This window comes from Spirosoma terrae (assembly GCF_010435915.1).
Classification (GTDB): domain Bacteria; phylum Bacteroidota; class Bacteroidia; order Cytophagales; family Spirosomataceae; genus Spirosoma; species Spirosoma terrae.
Window position 1 is genome coordinate 1 of record NZ_JAAFZH010000012.1, and the last position, 17,468, is coordinate 17,468.

At 45.8% G+C, this 17,468-nt stretch carries 19 protein-coding genes and 1 pseudogene; 10 read left to right on the forward strand and 10 right to left on the reverse strand.

Annotation, left to right across the window (positions count from 1 at the left end; translation table 11 throughout):
- Positions 1-1,699 (forward strand): annotated as a pseudogene (locus tag GK108_RS21855) (TonB-dependent receptor); the annotation flags it as partial.
- Positions 1,700-1,788: 89 nt separating this feature from the next.
- On the opposite strand, the gene GK108_RS21860 reads toward GK108_RS21855, so the two are convergent.
- Both GK108_RS21860 and GK108_RS21865 read right to left on the reverse strand, forming a co-directional pair.
- Positions 1,789-3,264: a hybrid sensor histidine kinase/response regulator gene (locus tag GK108_RS21860; RefSeq protein WP_163953125.1), complete on the reverse strand. Its 1,476-nt coding sequence runs from the start codon at positions 3,262-3,264 to the stop codon at positions 1,789-1,791.
- Positions 3,265-3,351: 87 nt separating this feature from the next.
- A complete protein-coding gene (locus tag GK108_RS21865) occupies positions 3,352-3,792 on the reverse strand; it encodes a response regulator (protein WP_246225071.1) in 441 nt (146 codons plus the stop codon).
- A 452-nt stretch (positions 3,793-4,244) separates the two neighbouring features.
- Between GK108_RS21865 and GK108_RS21870 the strand changes: the two genes are divergently transcribed.
- Entirely contained in the window at positions 4,245-4,889 is a 645-nt protein-coding gene (locus tag GK108_RS21870; RefSeq protein ID WP_163953458.1) for a porin family protein, read from the forward strand.
- A gap of 82 nt (positions 4,890-4,971) precedes the next feature.
- Here GK108_RS21870 and GK108_RS21875 read toward each other — a convergent pair whose 3' ends face one another.
- Positions 4,972-6,450: a sigma-54-dependent transcriptional regulator gene (locus GK108_RS21875; RefSeq protein WP_163953127.1), complete on the reverse strand. Its 1,479-nt coding sequence runs from the start codon at positions 6,448-6,450 to the stop codon at positions 4,972-4,974.
- 94 nt (positions 6,451-6,544) lie between these two features.
- Positions 6,545-6,919 carry a response regulator gene (locus GK108_RS21880; RefSeq protein WP_163953129.1) on the reverse strand — a complete coding sequence of 125 codons (375 nt, stop codon included), beginning with the start codon at positions 6,917-6,919 and terminating at the stop codon, positions 6,545-6,547.
- A gap of 474 nt (positions 6,920-7,393) precedes the next feature.
- On the opposite strand from GK108_RS21880, the gene GK108_RS21885 reads away from it, so the two are divergent.
- From GK108_RS21885 to GK108_RS21905, 5 genes are all read left to right on the forward strand, one after another.
- Positions 7,394-7,555, forward strand: a complete 162-nt coding sequence (locus GK108_RS21885) for a lmo0937 family membrane protein (RefSeq protein ID WP_163953132.1) — start codon at positions 7,394-7,396, stop codon at positions 7,553-7,555.
- A 419-nt stretch (positions 7,556-7,974) separates the two neighbouring features.
- Positions 7,975-8,226 (forward strand): YtxH domain-containing protein, encoded by a 252-nt coding sequence (locus GK108_RS21890; RefSeq protein ID WP_163953134.1) that lies wholly within the window; start codon positions 7,975-7,977, stop codon positions 8,224-8,226.
- Between the two features lie 34 nt (positions 8,227-8,260).
- Positions 8,261-8,635 (forward strand): YtxH domain-containing protein, encoded by a 375-nt coding sequence (locus GK108_RS21895; RefSeq protein WP_163953137.1) that lies wholly within the window; start codon positions 8,261-8,263, stop codon positions 8,633-8,635.
- Between the two features lie 323 nt (positions 8,636-8,958).
- Complete coding sequence (locus GK108_RS21900) at positions 8,959-10,269, forward strand: TolC family protein (protein ID WP_163953140.1); 1,311 nt, start codon at positions 8,959-8,961, stop codon at positions 10,267-10,269.
- Positions 10,270-10,271: 2 nt separating this feature from the next.
- Positions 10,272-11,489, forward strand: a complete 1,218-nt coding sequence (locus GK108_RS21905) for an efflux RND transporter periplasmic adaptor subunit (protein WP_163953142.1) — start codon at positions 10,272-10,274, stop codon at positions 11,487-11,489.
- A 376-nt stretch (positions 11,490-11,865) separates the two neighbouring features.
- On the opposite strand, the gene GK108_RS21910 is transcribed toward GK108_RS21905, so the two are convergent.
- Positions 11,866-12,336 carry an Lrp/AsnC family transcriptional regulator gene (locus GK108_RS21910; protein WP_163953144.1) on the reverse strand — a complete coding sequence of 157 codons (471 nt, stop codon included), beginning with the start codon at positions 12,334-12,336 and terminating at the stop codon, positions 11,866-11,868.
- 175 nt (positions 12,337-12,511) lie between these two features.
- Between GK108_RS21910 and ald the strand changes: the two genes are divergently transcribed.
- Both ald and GK108_RS21920 read left to right on the forward strand, forming a co-directional pair.
- Complete coding sequence (gene ald, locus GK108_RS21915; RefSeq protein ID WP_163953146.1) at positions 12,512-13,645, forward strand: alanine dehydrogenase; 1,134 nt, start codon at positions 12,512-12,514, stop codon at positions 13,643-13,645.
- A gap of 192 nt (positions 13,646-13,837) precedes the next feature.
- Positions 13,838-14,080 (forward strand): hypothetical protein, encoded by a 243-nt coding sequence (locus tag GK108_RS21920; RefSeq protein ID WP_163953148.1) that lies wholly within the window; start codon positions 13,838-13,840, stop codon positions 14,078-14,080.
- 14 nt (positions 14,081-14,094) lie between these two features.
- Here the strand turns inward: GK108_RS21920 and GK108_RS21925 are convergent, their stop codons facing one another.
- From GK108_RS21925 to GK108_RS21940, 4 genes are all read right to left on the reverse strand, one after another.
- Positions 14,095-14,442, reverse strand: coding sequence for a LytTR family DNA-binding domain-containing protein (locus tag GK108_RS21925; protein WP_163953150.1), 348 nt, complete (start codon positions 14,440-14,442; stop codon positions 14,095-14,097).
- 39 nt (positions 14,443-14,481) lie between these two features.
- The gene (locus GK108_RS21930) at positions 14,482-14,820 is read right to left on the reverse strand and encodes a LytTR family DNA-binding domain-containing protein (protein WP_163953153.1); all 339 of its coding nucleotides are present in this window, start codon (positions 14,818-14,820) and stop codon (positions 14,482-14,484) included.
- A 379-nt stretch (positions 14,821-15,199) separates the two neighbouring features.
- Positions 15,200-15,406: a hypothetical protein gene (locus GK108_RS21935; protein WP_163953155.1), complete on the reverse strand. Its 207-nt coding sequence runs from the start codon at positions 15,404-15,406 to the stop codon at positions 15,200-15,202.
- A 136-nt stretch (positions 15,407-15,542) separates the two neighbouring features.
- A complete protein-coding gene (locus GK108_RS21940) occupies positions 15,543-15,749 on the reverse strand; it encodes a hypothetical protein (RefSeq protein WP_163953156.1) in 207 nt (68 codons plus the stop codon).
- A gap of 562 nt (positions 15,750-16,311) precedes the next feature.
- Between GK108_RS21940 and GK108_RS21945 the strand changes: the two genes are divergently transcribed.
- Entirely contained in the window at positions 16,312-16,647 is a 336-nt protein-coding gene (locus tag GK108_RS21945) for a hypothetical protein (protein WP_163953158.1), read from the forward strand.
- Between the two features lie 58 nt (positions 16,648-16,705).
- Here the strand turns inward: GK108_RS21945 and GK108_RS21950 are convergent, their stop codons facing one another.
- Positions 16,706-17,194: a hypothetical protein gene (locus GK108_RS21950; RefSeq protein WP_163953160.1), complete on the reverse strand. Its 489-nt coding sequence runs from the start codon at positions 17,192-17,194 to the stop codon at positions 16,706-16,708.
- Positions 17,195-17,468: the final 274 nt, after the last annotated feature.

Genomic DNA, 17,468 nt, shown 5'->3' on the forward strand with positions numbered 1-17,468 from the left:
GTATACCCACGCCAAGTCGTTGTACGGGAGCGAGGTAAATGGCCGCTTTCACTTCAATGAAAGCACCGTAAATAACAATGGCGTCGTAACAACCATATCCGCGCTGGACAATTTTAACAACCTGCAGCCATACCGATTTTATCGGGAAGTGCCACTCGTAGCGGATCCAACCGTATATGGTAACATTGTCAATCTGGGCGCGTACGGGCAGTTGACTACACACCTACGGCCAGATCTGGAAATGACCGCCGGGTTGCGTTTCGACTATGCCATTTATCCGAAAGCTCAGTTTAACCAGGTGGTGTTCGATGAACTGAAATTACGTACCGATAACCAGATTAAAACGTTTATTCCTCAGCCGCGTATTCAGTTCAACTGGGACGTAAACAATGAACACCGCACCTTTATCCGTTGGGGAGCTGGAGTCTTTGCCTCAGACATCAACAACTACATGCTGATTAACAACCTGACCTTCGATGGCAAGCATTTTGCTACCGTCGACGTACGGGGAGCCAACGTACCGACGCCCGATTTTGCGGCCTATCGGCAAAACGCATCCAGTATTCCAACACTAGCCCAGTTCCAGGTGCCAACGATCAACATGACTGGCCCAGACGCTAAGATACCGGTCCTCTACAAAGCCAACGTATCGTACTCGCGCTTCCTGACCGACAAGTTGAAAGTAGGTATTTCGGGTTATATGTCATTGGGACGTAACAATTACATGTACGTCGACCGCAACATGGTGTCTGAACCCTTCTTCCGACTGGCCAATGAGGCCAACCGGGGGGTATATGTACCACTGGCAACTATGCCAACAAGTGGCGTAGGTGACTGGCAACTGGGCCGTATCAGCAATCGGCTGGGGCGGGTCCTGGAACTGACTAGTGAAGGGCGGGTCAATCAGTTTGCTGCCGTCGTTGACGCTACGTGGCAGTATTTCCGTGACGGCGAGATTACAGCCAGCTACACCTGGAACGATACCCGCGATAATGTGACCTACAATGGTAACGTAGCCAACACTGCTACGCTGGTGCTACCGGTGAAAGATGATCCACGCAACCTGAGTAACATGACGTATTCCGATAATCATTTCCGCAACAAAGTGGTCATATACGGTACGGCACCGTCATTCTACGGCATCACACTAGGATTCCGGTATACGGGCATTGGTGGTACACGTTATTCGCTACTGTCAGGGGCCAATACCAACGGCGACTTTGTAGCGACAAACGACCTGGCTTTTGTTTTCGATCGAAATAGCCCGGAAGTACCTGCTACTATACGGACGGGTCTGCAAACGCTGCTCGATAATCCGGATGCTAGCCAGAGCCTGAAAAACTACATCAACGCATATTCAGGACGGATTGCCGAGCGGAATGGCGGTATCAATGGTTTCTATGGTGTGCTTGACATACGGGCCCTGAAGCGGTTCCGGTTTGGTAAAACATACGCCCTGGAAATCTCGGCCGACGTATTCAACTTCGCTAACCTGCTGAACCGCAATCGGGGCACCAATCTGTCGCTGGGCACGCAGGCTCTTTATGCACTGGGGGTTCCGGCTACCAGCACCAGCGCGGCCTTACCGGGCTTTACCGCGTCAGTTCCACAATATAACTACCGGGTTAATAACTCGGGCGCTGTTACGCCTTCAGGTGACCCCTTCCAGGTTCAGCTTGGTGCACGGTTTAGCTTTTAGTCGTCTGGCCGCTACGTAGCAAAACTTACTAACGAAAAGAGGGCTGGTGCATGCACCAGCCCTCTTTTCGTTAGTGACTAACAAAGCTATTACTTGGGAAAATACAACCGGAACGTAGTGCCTTCGCCAACCTGGCTTTCAACCTCAATCGAGCCTTTATGGCTATTGATAATATTTTGAGTGGCCGTTAAGCCCAGGCCCATCCCACCCGATTTACCAGTAAAGAAGGGGTCGAACAATCGTTTGCGGTCCGCTTCGCTAATGCCTCCGCCATTGTCGGTTACTTCAACACAAACACGATTATCGTCGGTGCAGAACGTTTTCACGACCAGTATGCCTTTGCCTTCTTCCATAGCTTCGACGGCGTTCACCAGAATATTCAATAAGGCCGTTTTGACCTGTTCTTTATCCAGCAAAGCGGCACAATCGTCCGTGGAGAAATACGACTCCAGCCGCATCCGCTTCAGCTTAATACGGTCAGCAATCAGCTGGATAGTTGCCTTCACAACCGTATTGAAATCCTGCCGTTTCCGCTCCAGCTCGCGGGGCTTGGACGAATTAAGCATTTCGGTAATGAGCTGACCAATACGATCGACGTTACGTCCGATAATGTCCGTAAACATTGTTATGTATTCATTGTCAACGTCCAGCTCATCCTTAAGCTGCTCCAGTGCCAGACTGAGGTTAGTGAGCGGGTTCCGAACCTCGTGGGCAATACTACGGGCAATTTTACCCGTCATGCTTAATTTTTCAGCCAGGATCAGATCCTGCTGCGCCCGCTTCTGATCGGTTATATCCCGAACAATGCCCTGATACCAGTGCGGTAGCCCTACCCGGTCTTCCACTGCCCAGACAGACACCAGACAGATGCGTTTACGGCCATTCTGACTGATCAGGACTGTTTCAAAATCTTTAATTTGACCGTATTCGCGCACATTGAAGCGCAGTTCACGCAAGTGATCAAAATCGGCAAATAACCGAGCCGGATTAATCCGCTGCAACTCGCTACGGCTATAACCCAGCAGGCGCTCTACGGATGGGTTGGCATCCTGAAAACGCAGCTGCTCGTCGGCCACAAAAATGGCGTCAATGGATCGTTCAAAAAGAGATCGGTATTTATTTTCCTTTTCGGCTACTTCAGCCAGTACGCTGGACTGTCGGAGAGCATATCGAATGCTACGTCCCAGCAGTTGCGCATCAATCCGTCCCTTCACAAGGTAATCGGCAGCGCCAAGCTCAAGGGCTGACTGATCGATTGTTAGATCGTCCTGGCCGGTCAGCAGAATCATGGGCGACTGACAACCCAGCCGGAATGCTTCCTGAATCAGGTGAATACCGGTTTGATAGCCCAGGCGGTAATCGACCAGATACACATCGTGTTCATTCTTTTTGACCGCGTCAAGGGCTTTATCATAACTATCTACCCAATCGAGTTTGATATTAGCATTCTCCCGCGCCGATACCAGCGCTCGGGTAAGCATATAGTCGTCTTCATCATCTTCGACCAACAGTACGCGAATGTTGCTAGTTTTTTCAGAAACGTCGAGTGCAGGTTCTACTATCATATTGAGAAGTAACGAGTTAGCATGTATAAATATAAGTAGGCTTACCAGTCACAATAGTACGGTCTATACGTAATCAGATGGTATCTGTCAGGGCAATTTAACGGTATCCATCCAATATGTTTTCAAGGCACCTATTATTTCGACTAAACGATTAAAATTAAAGGGTTTTGTTACAAACGAATTCACCCCCAGATTGTAGGTTTTGATAACATCTTCATCGGTCGACGAGGTCGTCATCACGATAACCGGTAATCGACGAAGTTTGGGATCATCTTTTATTTCGCTCAAGGCCTGAAAACCATTCTTACGGGGCATGTTCAGATCAAGAATAAGCAAATTTGGCCAGGGCGCATTTTGCTCATTATAACGACCTTCCTGGCGCAGATATTCCATCAATTGCTCGCCATTTTCAACGAATTCTATTGACTGAGTATATCCATTCTGTCGCATAGCCTGCTCAAGAAACATTCGGTCGTCGGCATCATCATCGGCAATAAGAACGGTCATTGCGGTAATCTTACGTTGCATAGTTAGATAAAGTAGTCGTTACGATCAGGTGCTACCCGCTATACGTATCATTGCATCATCCTGTACGAACGGTGGTATAACTAACTGATGATACAATGATTTTTGTCGAGGTAGTGTCCAAACTTATAGCTATCAAAAATAAATAAAATTCGCTCAACTATAGAGTTTTACTAGAGAACAAAAAAAGTTGACGGGCATTTAATCATCCTACCAAGGTCTGTAAAGGCATCATGAACGTTTTATTCCCCATTTTGTGGAACTCAGTCCGCAAAATACGTAAAAGTACACGTATACCATAAACCGTTTGATCAAGGCCATAGCCACCTAAAAACTACTGAAAGTCAACCCTATACGTATTCTCATTCATACAGATGGCTGTTCTGGCACGAATATTTGATGGAAAAATGCAACAGCGATCGATTTATCGACTGTATAATCCAACATTCAACGCTATGAAAAACAAGATGAATGCTTTGCTGGCGGCTGCCTTTTTAACAGCTGGTGCTATTGTTTCAGGTTCAACCGACACGTTGGCTCAGGGCCGTACCCGAGTGGGTCTAAAAGGTGGTTTAAACGCAAGTTCTCTTTACTACGACAGTCAGGGTGTAAGCAACAAAAATGAACGGATTGGCTTTCACGCTGGTATTTTTGCCCAGGCTCCACTGGGTGAGTTTTTTGCCATTCAGCCCGAGTTGTTATATACCACAAAAGGTGCTTCGGCAGATTATAATGTACTGGGTTTTAACGGAAAAAACACCTTTCGTTTGAACTACGCCGAACTACCGGTTCTGGCAACATTTAAGTTAGGTCAGGCTGTTGAACTACAGGCAGGTCCCTACGTATCGTATTTATTGAACTCTGATGTGAATTCGAACGGGGATTTTGGTACAGGCACGACGGCTATTAATCGTGATAATTTCAACAAGATCGATTATGGTCTGGCGGGTGGTCTGAATATTTATTTTGGAAAGGCGTTTGTTGGCGCCCGTTATGCGCAGGGTTTGCAAAATATAGCAAACAGCGGAGCAGCTCAGACCATTTTAGGAAATGCTAAGAATGGTGTCGGTCTTCTGTCAGTAGGCTTTAGCTTCAATTAATCTACGCTTAACTGCTAACTGTATACGTAACAGAAAGGGCGCTCCACTGGAGCGCCCTTTCTGTTACGTATACGATCATCGTTTACAAATGAATGTCGTAAGCCTTTAGTTTATTATAAAGCGTTTTACGATCAATGTTGAGCACTTCAGCCGCTTTGGTTTTGTTGTATCCTGTTTTTTCAAGAACTTTTAAAATAGCCGCGCGTTCTGCGTTCTCAGAAACGGATTTAAGGTTAGCCGCCGATTGACTGATGACTGGTATTCCGGGGCGGGCCGGATCAAAATTTACCTGCACTCCTGTTGTATCTTCCGGCGTCAAATATTGCGGCATAATAATTTCCTGCGGTAATACATCAGCTTCAATATAATCGCCCTGAGTTAACAACACGGAGCGTTTTACTACGTTCTGCAATTCGCGCAGATTACCATGCCAGAAATACTCTTTCAGCTTTTCTTTGGCTTCATCATTAAAGCCAATGATATCTTTTTCCAGCTGGACATTAGCTAATTCCAGAAAATGCTCGGCAAAGATCATGATATCCGCTTTGCGCTCACGGAGGGGAGAGAGATGAATTTCAAACTCAGCAATTCGATGATAAATATCTTCACGGAACCGGCCCTGACGTACTGCTTCGCGCAAATCCTCATTGGTGGCTACAATAATCCGTACATCAACAGCAATGTCCTGATTAGAGCCGATCCGACGAATTTTACGTTCCTGCAATACCCGAAGCAACTTAATCTGATTGTCGTAGGAGAGGTTTCCGATTTCGTCCAGAAACAGCGTGCCCCCGTTAGCAAACTCGAAACTACCCGCCTTGTCGGCCATAGCGCCGGTAAAGGCACCTTTCACATGTCCAAACAGTTCACTTCCGGCCAGGTCTTTACTCAAAGCACCACAGTCGATAGCCACGAAGGGCTTATCTGCCCGTTTACTCTTCAGGTGAATAGCATTAGCGACAAACTCTTTACCCGTACCGGTTTCTCCGGTTATAATAACCGACATATCGGTTGGCGCAATCAGGTCGATATGCTTCTGCAGTTGCTCGGCTACCCGGCTTTTGCCGAAAATAAATCGTTTGCCATCGGGGGCAATAGCCGTTTTATTAGCAGTAGATTTAGTGGAAGCGGGTTTAGCTGAAGCAGATCCAGACGTAGCAGATGGTGCCGACGTATCAGACGGCTGGTTCAGCGACTGGCTACGGCGCTCCAGAGCGCTTTTGATCGTATAGAGAATCTCATCGGGATACAACGGCTTCGTTACATAATCATAAGCCCCGTGTTTTACCGTCTGAACGGCTATACGCACGTCAGAATAACCAGTAATAATAATGACGGCCGTAGAAGGGTGCAACACCTTTATTCGGCGCAGCATTTCCAGACCGTCAATATCAGGTAATTTGAAATCACAAATGACTAACTCGACTGGCTCTTTCCGTAACAGTGCAAGGCCTTCCTCACCCCGTTGGACCGACGCCGTTTTATAACCCTGCTTACTCAGGAAACGCTCCAGAAGCAGGCATATATCATTGTTATCGTCAACGATTAAAATCTTTTCCATGAAGTAGTAGCAGCCGATTCAGGCAAACAATGCCAGCTAGATAACGAAAAAAGCACGTACTAAGGTACTAGCCGGCTGCATAAACAAAGATACTTTAAACCTGAATGGTTTGCAATGCCTGCTCAACCGACCGGCGGGTGAATGGTTTTCCAACAAAATAATCGGCGCCCTGTTCCGTGGCCCGACGACGTTCGGCCTGCCCATCAAACGCGCTTATCATAATGATCTTAGCCTCTGCCTGATCTTGTTTAATGAATGGCAAAAGGTCAAAGCCTAATCCATCCGGCAAATTGAGATCCAGGAATACAGCGTCGAACTGTTGGGTATTCAAGCATTGGCGCCCTTCTTCAATAAAATGCGCACACGTTGGAATATATCCTAGTTTACGAAGTAGACCCGACAGCAGTAAACATATATCTGCCTCATCATCAACGATTAATACCCGTTTAGGGGAACTTACTGTATTCATCAGGGCCGGCTTAAATTGCGGTCTAGTGCTAACTCCCATCATTACGCTTCCAACTATTTATCCGCTGTACTATTCAACCAGGTATCTATAAAATTTTGTGCCGGATAATTATTTTCTGTAAATGACTGGCGTATATATACTTACTAAAACCCAGATAATGCGCATGTTAGCGCCATTAATAGATAAATTAACCCTACCAGACAGCCCATAAAATGTCCCCAAAACTGAGGAACAGAGCGGGCCTTTTTTCTACGCTATTTCTACAACTGTAGAACTTATTCCACAATCAATCTATTCTAATCTTCCAAGTGTCTAGGCTAACTGGCCTAATAGAATTTCTATATATAACCTCATTTCCAAGCTACTAAGATTTGTTTTACATCTTTTTAGATGTATGTGATCCTTTTGGCATAACTTTTTCTACAAACATTGACGAATACGAGACTATCTGTTCTGATTTACTCAAACGACGTTATGGGAAATTTGCTATACACGATAGCGGTTGTGCTTATCATCATCTGGCTACTGGGCTTCTTAGGATTTAACAGCTTCGGGTTAGGTAATTTGATTCACGCTCTACTGGTTATCGCCATAATAGTAATTATCCTACGCCTGATACAGGGAAGAGGGGTTTAAGGCGAGACATCAAAACAGACCTTTTCTCAATGAGCTCAACATTGATAAAGAAATACATAACATACCTAACAAGGTGGTACATTTAGGTTTAGGTGGTTTCATTTTAGGTTAAGTACAAGTTACGGTGGGTACGGAATCCCTGCGTCAATTTGAGCGCAGGGATTTTTATTGGTAGCTATCTCGCCAGTCATGGGCAACAATGCGCTACGTCAACTATTTTCATTTTTTAGTACCTTTACGATCAATTGAGGAACAATTGGGGCCATTTGTGGAAATTCCTCCTCACCTGTACTGACACACCACTACGCTTTACTACCGGTCAACTTACTATCTACCAGCCATTTAGTATTAATAAAGCGTTCTGGTATAAAATTTTCTAGTAGAACGACGTAATGAATCACACACTAAATCAAGCAATCATGAAATCGTTACCCGGAATATTAGTAGGATTGGCATTAGGTGCCGTTGTTGGTGTTTTACTGGCTCCTGAGAGTGGAAAGAAAACCCGCAAACGGATTTCATCTGAGACCGATTCGTTCTTTAAGGATCTCCAGGATCAATTGCAAACTGGACTTGACAGCATCCGCAACCAATACGAAGACTATGTAGACAATGCATCGGCAAAAGCCAAAGACGTTGTCGCCCAAACGAAGCGAAAAGCTAAGTTTTAATACGAATCACCAATCACCTAAAACGAACAAGACAATGAGAAGCACACGCGATTTTTTAGCAGGTATTATCACAGGCGTAGTTATTGGCATTCTAACGGCTCCCCGCAGCGGTAAAGAAACCCGTGATAAATTAACGGAAGAAGCCAATAAACGTTCTGGCGACCTGAAAGATCAGTGGGAAAAAGGCGTTTCGCAGGTGAAAGAAGGCCTCGAGCAAGCGAAATCACAAGTGAATCAGTACGCTGATAAAGCGAAAGAACAATATAGCCAATATAAAGATCAGGCTCAGGAAGCTTTTAACAAAAGCAAAGAAAACTTAAAGTCTGATTATAACAGCACGGTTAACAACCTGGCTGATGACGCTAAAGAAGGTGTCGAAAATGCAAAAGATAGCGTAAAAGTCAGCTAATAAGCCGACTTCGATTACTCAACGTATTTGAAAAGTTCAAATGGGTCGACTAGGTATTTCCTGGTCGGCCCATTTTGCTATATAATCACATAGCCATCAATACTATATAAGACCTCAGCTAGCCCCACAAAATACAATAATCTCACTATCAATTATTTACACTAAAATTAATTCATTTTTGACTCACCCACTCGCCGTATAATTACCTAGTAAAATGCTTTAATAGACTTTTAATTTCTGTTTAAGAAGGGTTTAATTCCGCTTAAGGACATTTACTGACGAAAACGCCATCAATCTATTTTGGCAATCGGTTTATTCGTACGATGTCTTCCCTTTCTTATTTAGTTACGATTTTAGTAGTACTGCTTCCCGTAGCATTTCCCACTGCTCAGGCACAGAACAATAATATCTCATCATTTGCTACGTCCGACACCATCCGCCTGACCCTGGCTCAGGCTGACGAACAGTTTAACGCGCATAACCTTACCGTTTTAGCCTCTCAACTCGGCATCACCGAGAACAAAGCTTACGAAATTCAGGCTCAACTACGTGTTAATCCGGCAGTCTACGTAGAAACGATGCCGTACAATCAGCAAACCAGAGATGTTCTCCCTTTCAGTCAGTCGAGTGGGCAACAGGTTGTTCAGGTTCAGCAACTCATCCGGCTGGCCGGTAAACGGAACAAACAGGTAGCCATTGCCAAAACCGGAACAGAGTTAGCAACGGATCGCCTGTATGATTTACTGCGGACTCTGACGTATCAACTACACACTACGTTCTACGATTTATACTTTGCCCAGCAGTCGCTATCCGTTTATAATCAGGAGATTGCTACGTTACAGCAAACCGTTTCGCTCTATCAGCAACAGTACGACAAAGGCAACGTACCACTCAAGGATTTAACTCGTCTTAAAGCTTACTTATTCAGCTTAACGACCGAGCGTCGACAGCTACTTCACCGGATTGCCGATGACCAGGGCGATCTGATCGTGCTTCTGAATCGCAGCCCATCAACTAGTTTTCTGCCGATTGTAACATCCGAAACCATTGATACGTATTCTGTCAATAACCTGGCCCTGCCTACGCTCTATCAACTGGCAGAGGAGCACCGTTTTGATCTGAAAGGCTATCGGGACCAGGCCAAACAGGAGCAGCAAAATCTGGACTTACAAAAAGCCCTGGCCGTGCCTGATCTGACCCTCCAGGGTACGTATGACCGTAATGGCAGCTACATTCCGAACTATTTCGGTGTGGGGATTGGCATAAACTTACCCTTACTCAATAAAAACCAGGGAAACATCCAGGCCGCCCGCGTACGTATCCAGAGCAGCCAACAGAACGTAGCAGCCTATACGTTGCAGGTAGACAGCGACGTCCAGCGTGCGTACATCAAAGCCCAACAAACGGAACAACTCTACCGCACCTTCGATCAGCGCTTTAACGACGACTTCAGTCGGCTGATCGACGGCGTAACGACGAACTATAAAAAGCAGAATATAGACGTAGTTGAGTTTCTGGATTTTTTCGACTCCTACAAAAGCAGTCAGATTCAGTACGCTCAACTCCAGAACGACCGGATGCAGAGTCTCGAAGAAATTCGATTTGCGGTCGGTACAAACCCCTTTAACAACTAATCATGAAAAAGTCATTGTTCGTATTGCCCTGCTCACGACCTGTTCAGCTACGCGACCGTTTGGGAGTGAGTACCAATAAATCCAGTGCGTCTTCCTTTGGTCTGCTCATCCACCCATCGTCCGACAGTCGGCTGCGGCAACGGGCGCTGGCCGCCGTTACCGGATTATTGCTGGTGGCGGGGCTTAGCAGTTGTGGTTCCTCAGCGCAACCCGATGAAGCGACAACTACGGAACGGCATGAAACAAATCTGCTGGCAACCGCCCATGTCGATACCGCGCATTTCGAAAATGCAGTCAATGAATTAAACCTGACCGGAAAAGTTACCTTTAATCAGGACCAGGTCGTCAAGGTATTTCCGCTGGTGGGTGGCCATATCGAATCCATCAAAGCCGATCTGGGCGATTTCGTCCGCAAGGGCGAAACATTGGCCATCATCCGCTCGGGCGATCTGGCCGATCTGGAGCAACAGGGCATAGCTGCGCGCGGTCAGTTATCGGTGGCTCAGAAAAACCTCCAGGTTACCGAAGATATGGCGAATGCCGGTTTAAGCTCCCAGCGCGAACTCGTCGCTAGTAAAGAACAGCTCCTGGCTGCCAAAGGGGAAGTGAATCGGGTGAATGAACGTCGGCAGATTCTGGGCGGTAACGGCTCTGTATACGTTGTTAAAGCGCCGATGAGCGGATTTATTGTCGAGAAAGCGGCCTCACCCGGCATGGAGCTCCGGTCCGACGATCCCGAAAATCTGTTTACGATTTCTAATCTGGATCGGGTGTGGGTTATGGCCAATGTCTACGAATCGGATCTGGCCAATGTCCACGAAGGCGATCCGGCAACCATCACCACCCTCTCCTACCCCGACAAAGTCTTTCGCGGCCATATCGATAAAATCTTTAACGTATTAGACGCTGAAAGTAAAACGCTGAAAGTTCGCGTAACCCTCGACAATGCCGACTATCGTCTGAAGCCGGAAATGTTTGCCAACGTCAGTATTACGTATGCCGGACACGATAAGCGCGTCACGATTCCGGCCAAAGCCGTCGTTTTTGACAAAAATCGGAATTTCGTTGTCGTTGTCAATCGGGAGAATCACCCGATCGTGCGTGAGGTCGATGTCTACAAAAGCGTTGGTGATAAAACATTCCTGTCGGGCGGCCTGGCTCCCGGCGACCGGGTCGTATCGACCAATCAACTGTTAATCTACAATGCATTGGGTAATTAACCCCCAATCGACTGCCGTTGTGTCGGGCTTCCGAACTCGACATGACGGTTTTTCATTCCCTGATTTATGGCAGTTCAAACTGGGTTTTGCGCGTATTACCCCGTCCTCCAAAGGCTAATCTTATAGGGGTTTTGAAAAGAGCTTAATTCTGTGTTCCAAAGGGTCAATTTTACTTAGATTTTCACCCCTAAATCCCCTAAAGGGGACTTTACTCGCGCTTGAATAAAGTCCCCTTTAGGGGAATTAGGGGTGAAAAAGTGGCTCAAATAAGGGGTTTATATCATCCACGTGCCCCCCCTCAAGATTGGCCTAAAGGGGAAGAAATTTATCCGCGAGTTTATCCCCCTTCAGGGCGCAGGGAGTAATACGTAATGTATTATTTCCCACTCATTGGTATGATCGTTGAGTTTTTGACTTCTGCCATCACAAAAAAGCTGCTGATGTGCAACGTACCGGGAATAACCGACAGCCGTTCCTGATAGAATCGATTATACGTCTCCATATCACGGCTCACAATCTTCAGTAAATAATCGAACGTACCCGATACTCTGTTACATTCGAGCACTTCGGGTAGCTCACGAATAGCCGCATCAAAATCAGCGAAGGCATCGCGAGTCTGCCGGTCCAGCGTAACCTGGCAATAGATCATCAGCAGGTTACCCAGCTTTTTCTTATCCAGAATGGTAACGTAACGCGCTATAATGCCTTCGCGCTCCAGCCGCTTGATACGTTCATGAACCGGCGTTTTTGACAGATTGATTCGCTGTCCGATCTCCTGAATGGTTAGCCGGGCATCTTCCTGCAGGAGTGCCAATAATTTTTGATCAATCGCATCCAGATGAGTCATGTTGGAATTTTTTACGGCAATAGAGAGCTAACTTGGTCATCAGTAGGCTTTTTTCCTGATAAAAATAAAATTCGTGACCAATATTCCCAAAAAAAAGCAGTCTATCAGAAAACTTATCCATCTACTCTATCTTTGTCCTATTCATTTAATACCAACCTTAAAAGTACCAGCTACCATGGTTATTGGTGTTCCCAAGGAAATCAAAAACAACGAAAACCGCGTCGCATTGACCCCGGCCGGTGTCACAGAACTTCGTAAGTATGGTCACACTGTTTATGTACAGGTGAATGCTGGTGAAGGTAGTGGTTTTGACGATGAAGGCTATATTGACGCAGGTGCCATTATGCTTCCAACCATTGAGGAAGTGTACGGCATTGCCGAAATGATCATCAAGGTAAAAGAACCGATTGCGGCTGAATATGATCTGATCAAAGAAGGTCAGCTGCTGTTCACCTATTTCCACTTTGCTTCGTCGGAAGAGCTCACCAAAGCAATGCTGGCTAAAGGTGCCGTTTGCCTTGCTTATGAAACCGTAGAACGTCCTGATCGTAGCCTTCCTCTGCTGGTTCCTATGTCGGAAGTAGCGGGTCGGATGGCGATTCAGGAAGGAGCCAAATACCTCGAGAAACCGCTGAAAGGACGTGGTATCCTGCTGGGTGGCGTACCAGGCGTGAAACCAGCCAACGTACTGGTTTTAGGCGGTGGTATTGTTGGAACACAGGCCGCTAAGATGGCCGCAGGACTGGGTGCTCATGTGACCATCATGGATGTTAGCCTGCCCCGTCTGCGTTACCTGTCCGACATTATGCCTCCTAACGTACAGACAATGATGTCGAACGAATACAACATTCGGGAGATGATTAAAGTCTGTGACCTGATTATTGGTGCCGTATTGATTCCAGGCGCGAAAGCTCCTCACCTCATCACCCGTGAGATGCTCAAACTGATGCGGTCCGGAACGGTACTTGTAGACGTAGCCGTGGATCAGGGCGGATGTATTGAAACCTGTCACCCCACTACGCACGAAAACCCAACGTTCATCATCGATGATGTGGTGCACTATTGCGTAGCCAACATGCCAGGGGCCGTTCCTTACACTTCTACCGTTGCGCTTACCAACGCTACGTTACCCTATGCGTTGCAACTGGCCAATAAAGGCTGGCAACAAGCCTGCCGCGACAATATGGACCTTCAACTAGGGTTGAATGTGGTCGATGGCAAAGTGGTGTACAAAGGCGTAGCCGACGCATTTGGTCTGCCCTTAACGCCTGTCAATCAAGTCTTAACCGAAGAAGCCCTTGCCGAATAAGCAAGACCGATTCTATACATATTACCAATTCATCGACAAACGCAGGCCGTTCTTTAGGGAACGGCCTTTTTCTATTTGCCAGACGAATTATTCTACGTACGATCAAAAAAGACTAACTATACGATAAATAAAGATACATTTTAAAAAAAATGTAAATATAAAACTCTATCTTACCTCCATAATAACAACGCTATGGAGTATAAAGGGTATTGCATCGAGCCAATTGAGGCTCTCACGGGTCAGCAGGATAACGAAGAATACACGATAACCGGCTCCAGAACTGTGTACCAGGTACGGTCCCTCATCGACGGCTATGTATACGTAGTAACGACCAGCCTGGAACGCGCTAAAAAAATTGTCGATACGCAGAGTAAACGCTGGCAGGCCCAGCAAAGCCAATCGGCCCTGACGCCAATGAATCTTCCCTGCTTGTAGCGTAACGATACGTATCAGGATGGGGAGGAATTAGTGCCCGACTGTTCAAGATAAGTCCGCACTTGCTTAATGTTCCGACGCGATACGTCCAGCCGCAGGTTATTCGTCATAATCACGTAGCCCATCGGGTGTCGGCCCATTTTCAGACTATATTCCCGTACGTGCACAGGGTTGATCAGCGTGTGTTTATGAATACGCAGAAACACCGGCCAGCGCTGATTGAACCACCCGAGTGTTCGGCTCATATGCAGCCGCTGACCGCTCAGCAAATGCACAAAACTATAGTTGGCATCGGCCGTGATGGCAATCACTCTATCGGGCTCAAACCGATGCCGAACACCCGCTCCCGGATTTGCTATCATTCAATAGGCACAAAAGGTGATGTATACTAACCGGCTCCACTAATTAGCCTCACTAAGCAGTCGTAATTGTTCGCCCACCGACTTCACATTCCGGCGGGAAATTTCCAGGCGTAAGCTATTCTTCATAACCACGTAGCCCGATGGATGCTTTCCTCCGGTAACACTATAGTATTCAACAAAAATAGGATTGATCAGCGCGTTCTTGTGGATACGTAGCAACTCGGGCCATCGATCATAAAACCACTTTAACGTTCGGCTCCGAAGTAAACAACTTCCGTTCAGCATATGAACGTAGCTGTAGTTAATGTCAGCAGTAATGGCAATTACTTGGTTTAGATCGAACGTGTGACGTACACCGGCACCAGGATTGACCTTCATAGGTAGTTTTAGCAGCAGAGGACATAACAAAATAAGGCTGAAAGCTGTAATAACATTAATCTAGTTAGTCAATGTAATACACCTAACGAACATCCTACTGAAACTATCTACTTGATTACTAACTCAATGTACCGAAAAGTAAACTAACTAATAATTTTGTACTAAGGAGTCCTATTTATAGTTAACTGCAACACAAGTTACTAATTACACAAAAAGTAAACATATCCATATTTTAACGTTATAATCTTATTTTAATCTTTGACTTCTGAATCAAACACCCTACAACCATACCATACAGTTTACTACTTACCAATTAGTATATACTATATAACGAAAGAAAACGTGAACGTATCGTTTTGACTTAAGTATAACTACCTGCTTACTGGGCCCGCCATCGGGTCCCATGCTTGTCGATGGTTTTTTGCGCTGCTTCCATCGATTGCCGGATACCGTACACCAGCCGATCCTGTATACCAATAATTTTATACACTGTTCGCTGTCCTACCACTAGAAAGGTAGCTGTCTCCTCATCCCATCTGCACTCATCAACCGTTTCTACTTCAATGGTAAACGATTTATAGTCCATCGTCTTACTAATTAATTTCTACACGTATGTTTCTAAGTCAATGTATAGGGCAGGAAATTACACAAAACCGAAACGCTACGTCCCGATTGCTTAGCTATCGGTAGTATCGCTACGGTATCCATCTCTTTCCAGATGATTAACTTTTCAGCCAGCGATGGGCATTTTTATCGATCGCTGTACGGGCTAATTCGGCTGAGCGCTTGATGGCAAACACTACGCTCGATACGGAGCTTCTGACCGCATACACGGTTCTAGTCCCAACAATTGACATGGCCCCTGTTGTTGAATGCCAGACGCATTCGTCAATGGATTGCGATTCGATAATAAAGCCTTTGTAGTTCATTCCCCAAGTCGTTAGCCCGTATGTACGAAGGAATATATACTTACGGATTTAAGTAGTTATTCTTACGACGATTCGGGCGGCTTGTAAGTCACATAGTAAATTTTCATTTTTCCATAAAAAAAGTACTACATGCTACTAAACGTATCCGTAGACCAACTGATAAGGGCATTTTATTCACCAAATCCGGCTGGGATTTATATGACTTATACTAGAATAGATACATATAGAGCGACTTTATTAAGACAGGTATGCCGGTTATACAATTTAGCCCGCTACGTTCCTGAACTCTCCAACATACTATATACATTCAATACATCAAATCGATTATCTATTAAACTCGATATACGTATTAGGATATTATATGGCTAAAAATAAACAGATAAGTATAAAAGATATACTATTTAACTACTTGTCTGAATGCTCATAAACACGTCAGCAAGACAAAAATGCAAACTAAAATAGGCTAGACTAGCTGAGACTCCAGCACTCAACATAGTTTACTCCAATACGTACCCCCAACGAACACCTACTCGATTGACATATAGACCAGTAACTGTACACAATGGCGATTAACAAAACCCACAAAATTGACAAATTCGTAGCGCAGCTGGATGGATTAAGTTACCTCGAAGTCATCAACTACTGCAATCTGGAAGCAGCCCGGTCGCGCTTTCTGCTACGTAGTTTTAAACCGAACGACCCCCGAGAGGGCGTCGTAAGCCAATATCATCGGTTTGTGAACGAAACGAGTTACTTTTTCTCGCGAGGTACCCTCCCTACCACCATGAGCCGTACCGATTTTCTACGTCTGAAGCCTATCGCCGAAACACTGGCGGCCCGTGGCGAATGGCGCAAAGATTCGCTGGCTGTTTTCGCGCCCCGAGTAAGCGCGGTTTAATGAATATAGAGATACGCCATGTCTTAGAGACATGGCGTATCTAGGTAGCTGTAGCTAACTACCTGGCGGCCACTACGTGAACATGCTTACGAATCTTCTTCGTGTAGCGTATCTGCTCCCCAGTCGGCGTAGTAAGTCCAATCCCTTCCGTATTCGCATAGCGATCATACACAATCGATTCCGACTCTAACTTACCCGTGCACCCCTTGTCCATCCATCCGTAATATGCTGTGTTTCCCACCTTGGTATAGTCCTGCACCGATTGCAGCAACAAGTTCAAATTATTGACCTGCACCTGAAACCCGATTGGCGATCTCCCTGCGATACGTTCCAGGAAATAGTATTGCCCTTCAGGCCCGGTAAATACAGTGAGTGTACCCGATACAGGCTCAGACGAGGTGACGCCTTCAATAGTATAAGACGTAGCACCCGTCAACTTATAATCACCGGGTTTAATGAGGGCATTATCAGGCAGATTCTGAACAATGACCGATTCTTTACAAGCGCTTACAATTATAAGCGACAGAATCGACAAAAAATAGTTCATATACGGTTCGTTACGGTCTTGGCGGCTAGAAGAGAACTAGGCTCAAACCCGTATAATATATATGATTTTTTTGCCTTTTCAAATTGCCCATCTGCCAAAAGAACATACGCGTAGTCGGCAAAGCAATTTTAAGCGTAAAAATCATTTATAAATAGCACGAATCAGCTACAACTTAAATGTGTAGCCGACAGCACCCTGCTGTCTACACTAGAGAATGGTTTTCATTGGATTAGCTCATCGTTTTAGTGCTTCGACAGATCCCTTCTGTCAACTA

Coding starts and splice junctions, on each gene's coding strand:
- GK108_RS21860 (WP_163953125.1), bottom strand. CDS start 3,264: ATGATAGTAGAACCTGCACTCGACGTTTCTGAAAAAACTAGCAACATT.
- GK108_RS21865 (WP_246225071.1), bottom strand. CDS start 3,792: ATGCAACGTAAGATTACCGCAATGACCGTTCTTATTGCCGATGATGAT.
- GK108_RS21870 (WP_163953458.1), top strand. CDS start 4,245: ATGAAAAACAAGATGAATGCTTTGCTGGCGGCTGCCTTTTTAACAGCT.
- GK108_RS21875 (WP_163953127.1), bottom strand. CDS start 6,450: ATGGAAAAGATTTTAATCGTTGACGATAACAATGATATATGCCTGCTT.
- GK108_RS21880 (WP_163953129.1), bottom strand. CDS start 6,919: ATGAATACAGTAAGTTCCCCTAAACGGGTATTAATCGTTGATGATGAG.
- GK108_RS21885 (WP_163953132.1), top strand. CDS start 7,394: ATGGGAAATTTGCTATACACGATAGCGGTTGTGCTTATCATCATCTGG.
- GK108_RS21890 (WP_163953134.1), top strand. CDS start 7,975: ATGAAATCGTTACCCGGAATATTAGTAGGATTGGCATTAGGTGCCGTT.
- GK108_RS21895 (WP_163953137.1), top strand. CDS start 8,261: ATGAGAAGCACACGCGATTTTTTAGCAGGTATTATCACAGGCGTAGTT.
- GK108_RS21900 (WP_163953140.1), top strand. CDS start 8,959: ATGTCTTCCCTTTCTTATTTAGTTACGATTTTAGTAGTACTGCTTCCC.
- GK108_RS21905 (WP_163953142.1), top strand. CDS start 10,272: ATGAAAAAGTCATTGTTCGTATTGCCCTGCTCACGACCTGTTCAGCTA.
- GK108_RS21910 (WP_163953144.1), bottom strand. CDS start 12,336: ATGACTCATCTGGATGCGATTGATCAAAAATTATTGGCACTCCTGCAG.
- ald (WP_163953146.1), top strand. CDS start 12,512: ATGGTTATTGGTGTTCCCAAGGAAATCAAAAACAACGAAAACCGCGTC.
- GK108_RS21920 (WP_163953148.1), top strand. CDS start 13,838: ATGGAGTATAAAGGGTATTGCATCGAGCCAATTGAGGCTCTCACGGGT.
- GK108_RS21925 (WP_163953150.1), bottom strand. CDS start 14,442: ATGATAGCAAATCCGGGAGCGGGTGTTCGGCATCGGTTTGAGCCCGAT.
- GK108_RS21930 (WP_163953153.1), bottom strand. CDS start 14,820: ATGAAGGTCAATCCTGGTGCCGGTGTACGTCACACGTTCGATCTAAAC.
- GK108_RS21935 (WP_163953155.1), bottom strand. CDS start 15,406: ATGGACTATAAATCGTTTACCATTGAAGTAGAAACGGTTGATGAGTGC.
- GK108_RS21940 (WP_163953156.1), bottom strand. CDS start 15,749: ATGAACTACAAAGGCTTTATTATCGAATCGCAATCCATTGACGAATGC.
- GK108_RS21945 (WP_163953158.1), top strand. CDS start 16,312: ATGGCGATTAACAAAACCCACAAAATTGACAAATTCGTAGCGCAGCTG.
- GK108_RS21950 (WP_163953160.1), bottom strand. CDS start 17,194: ATGAACTATTTTTTGTCGATTCTGTCGCTTATAATTGTAAGCGCTTGT.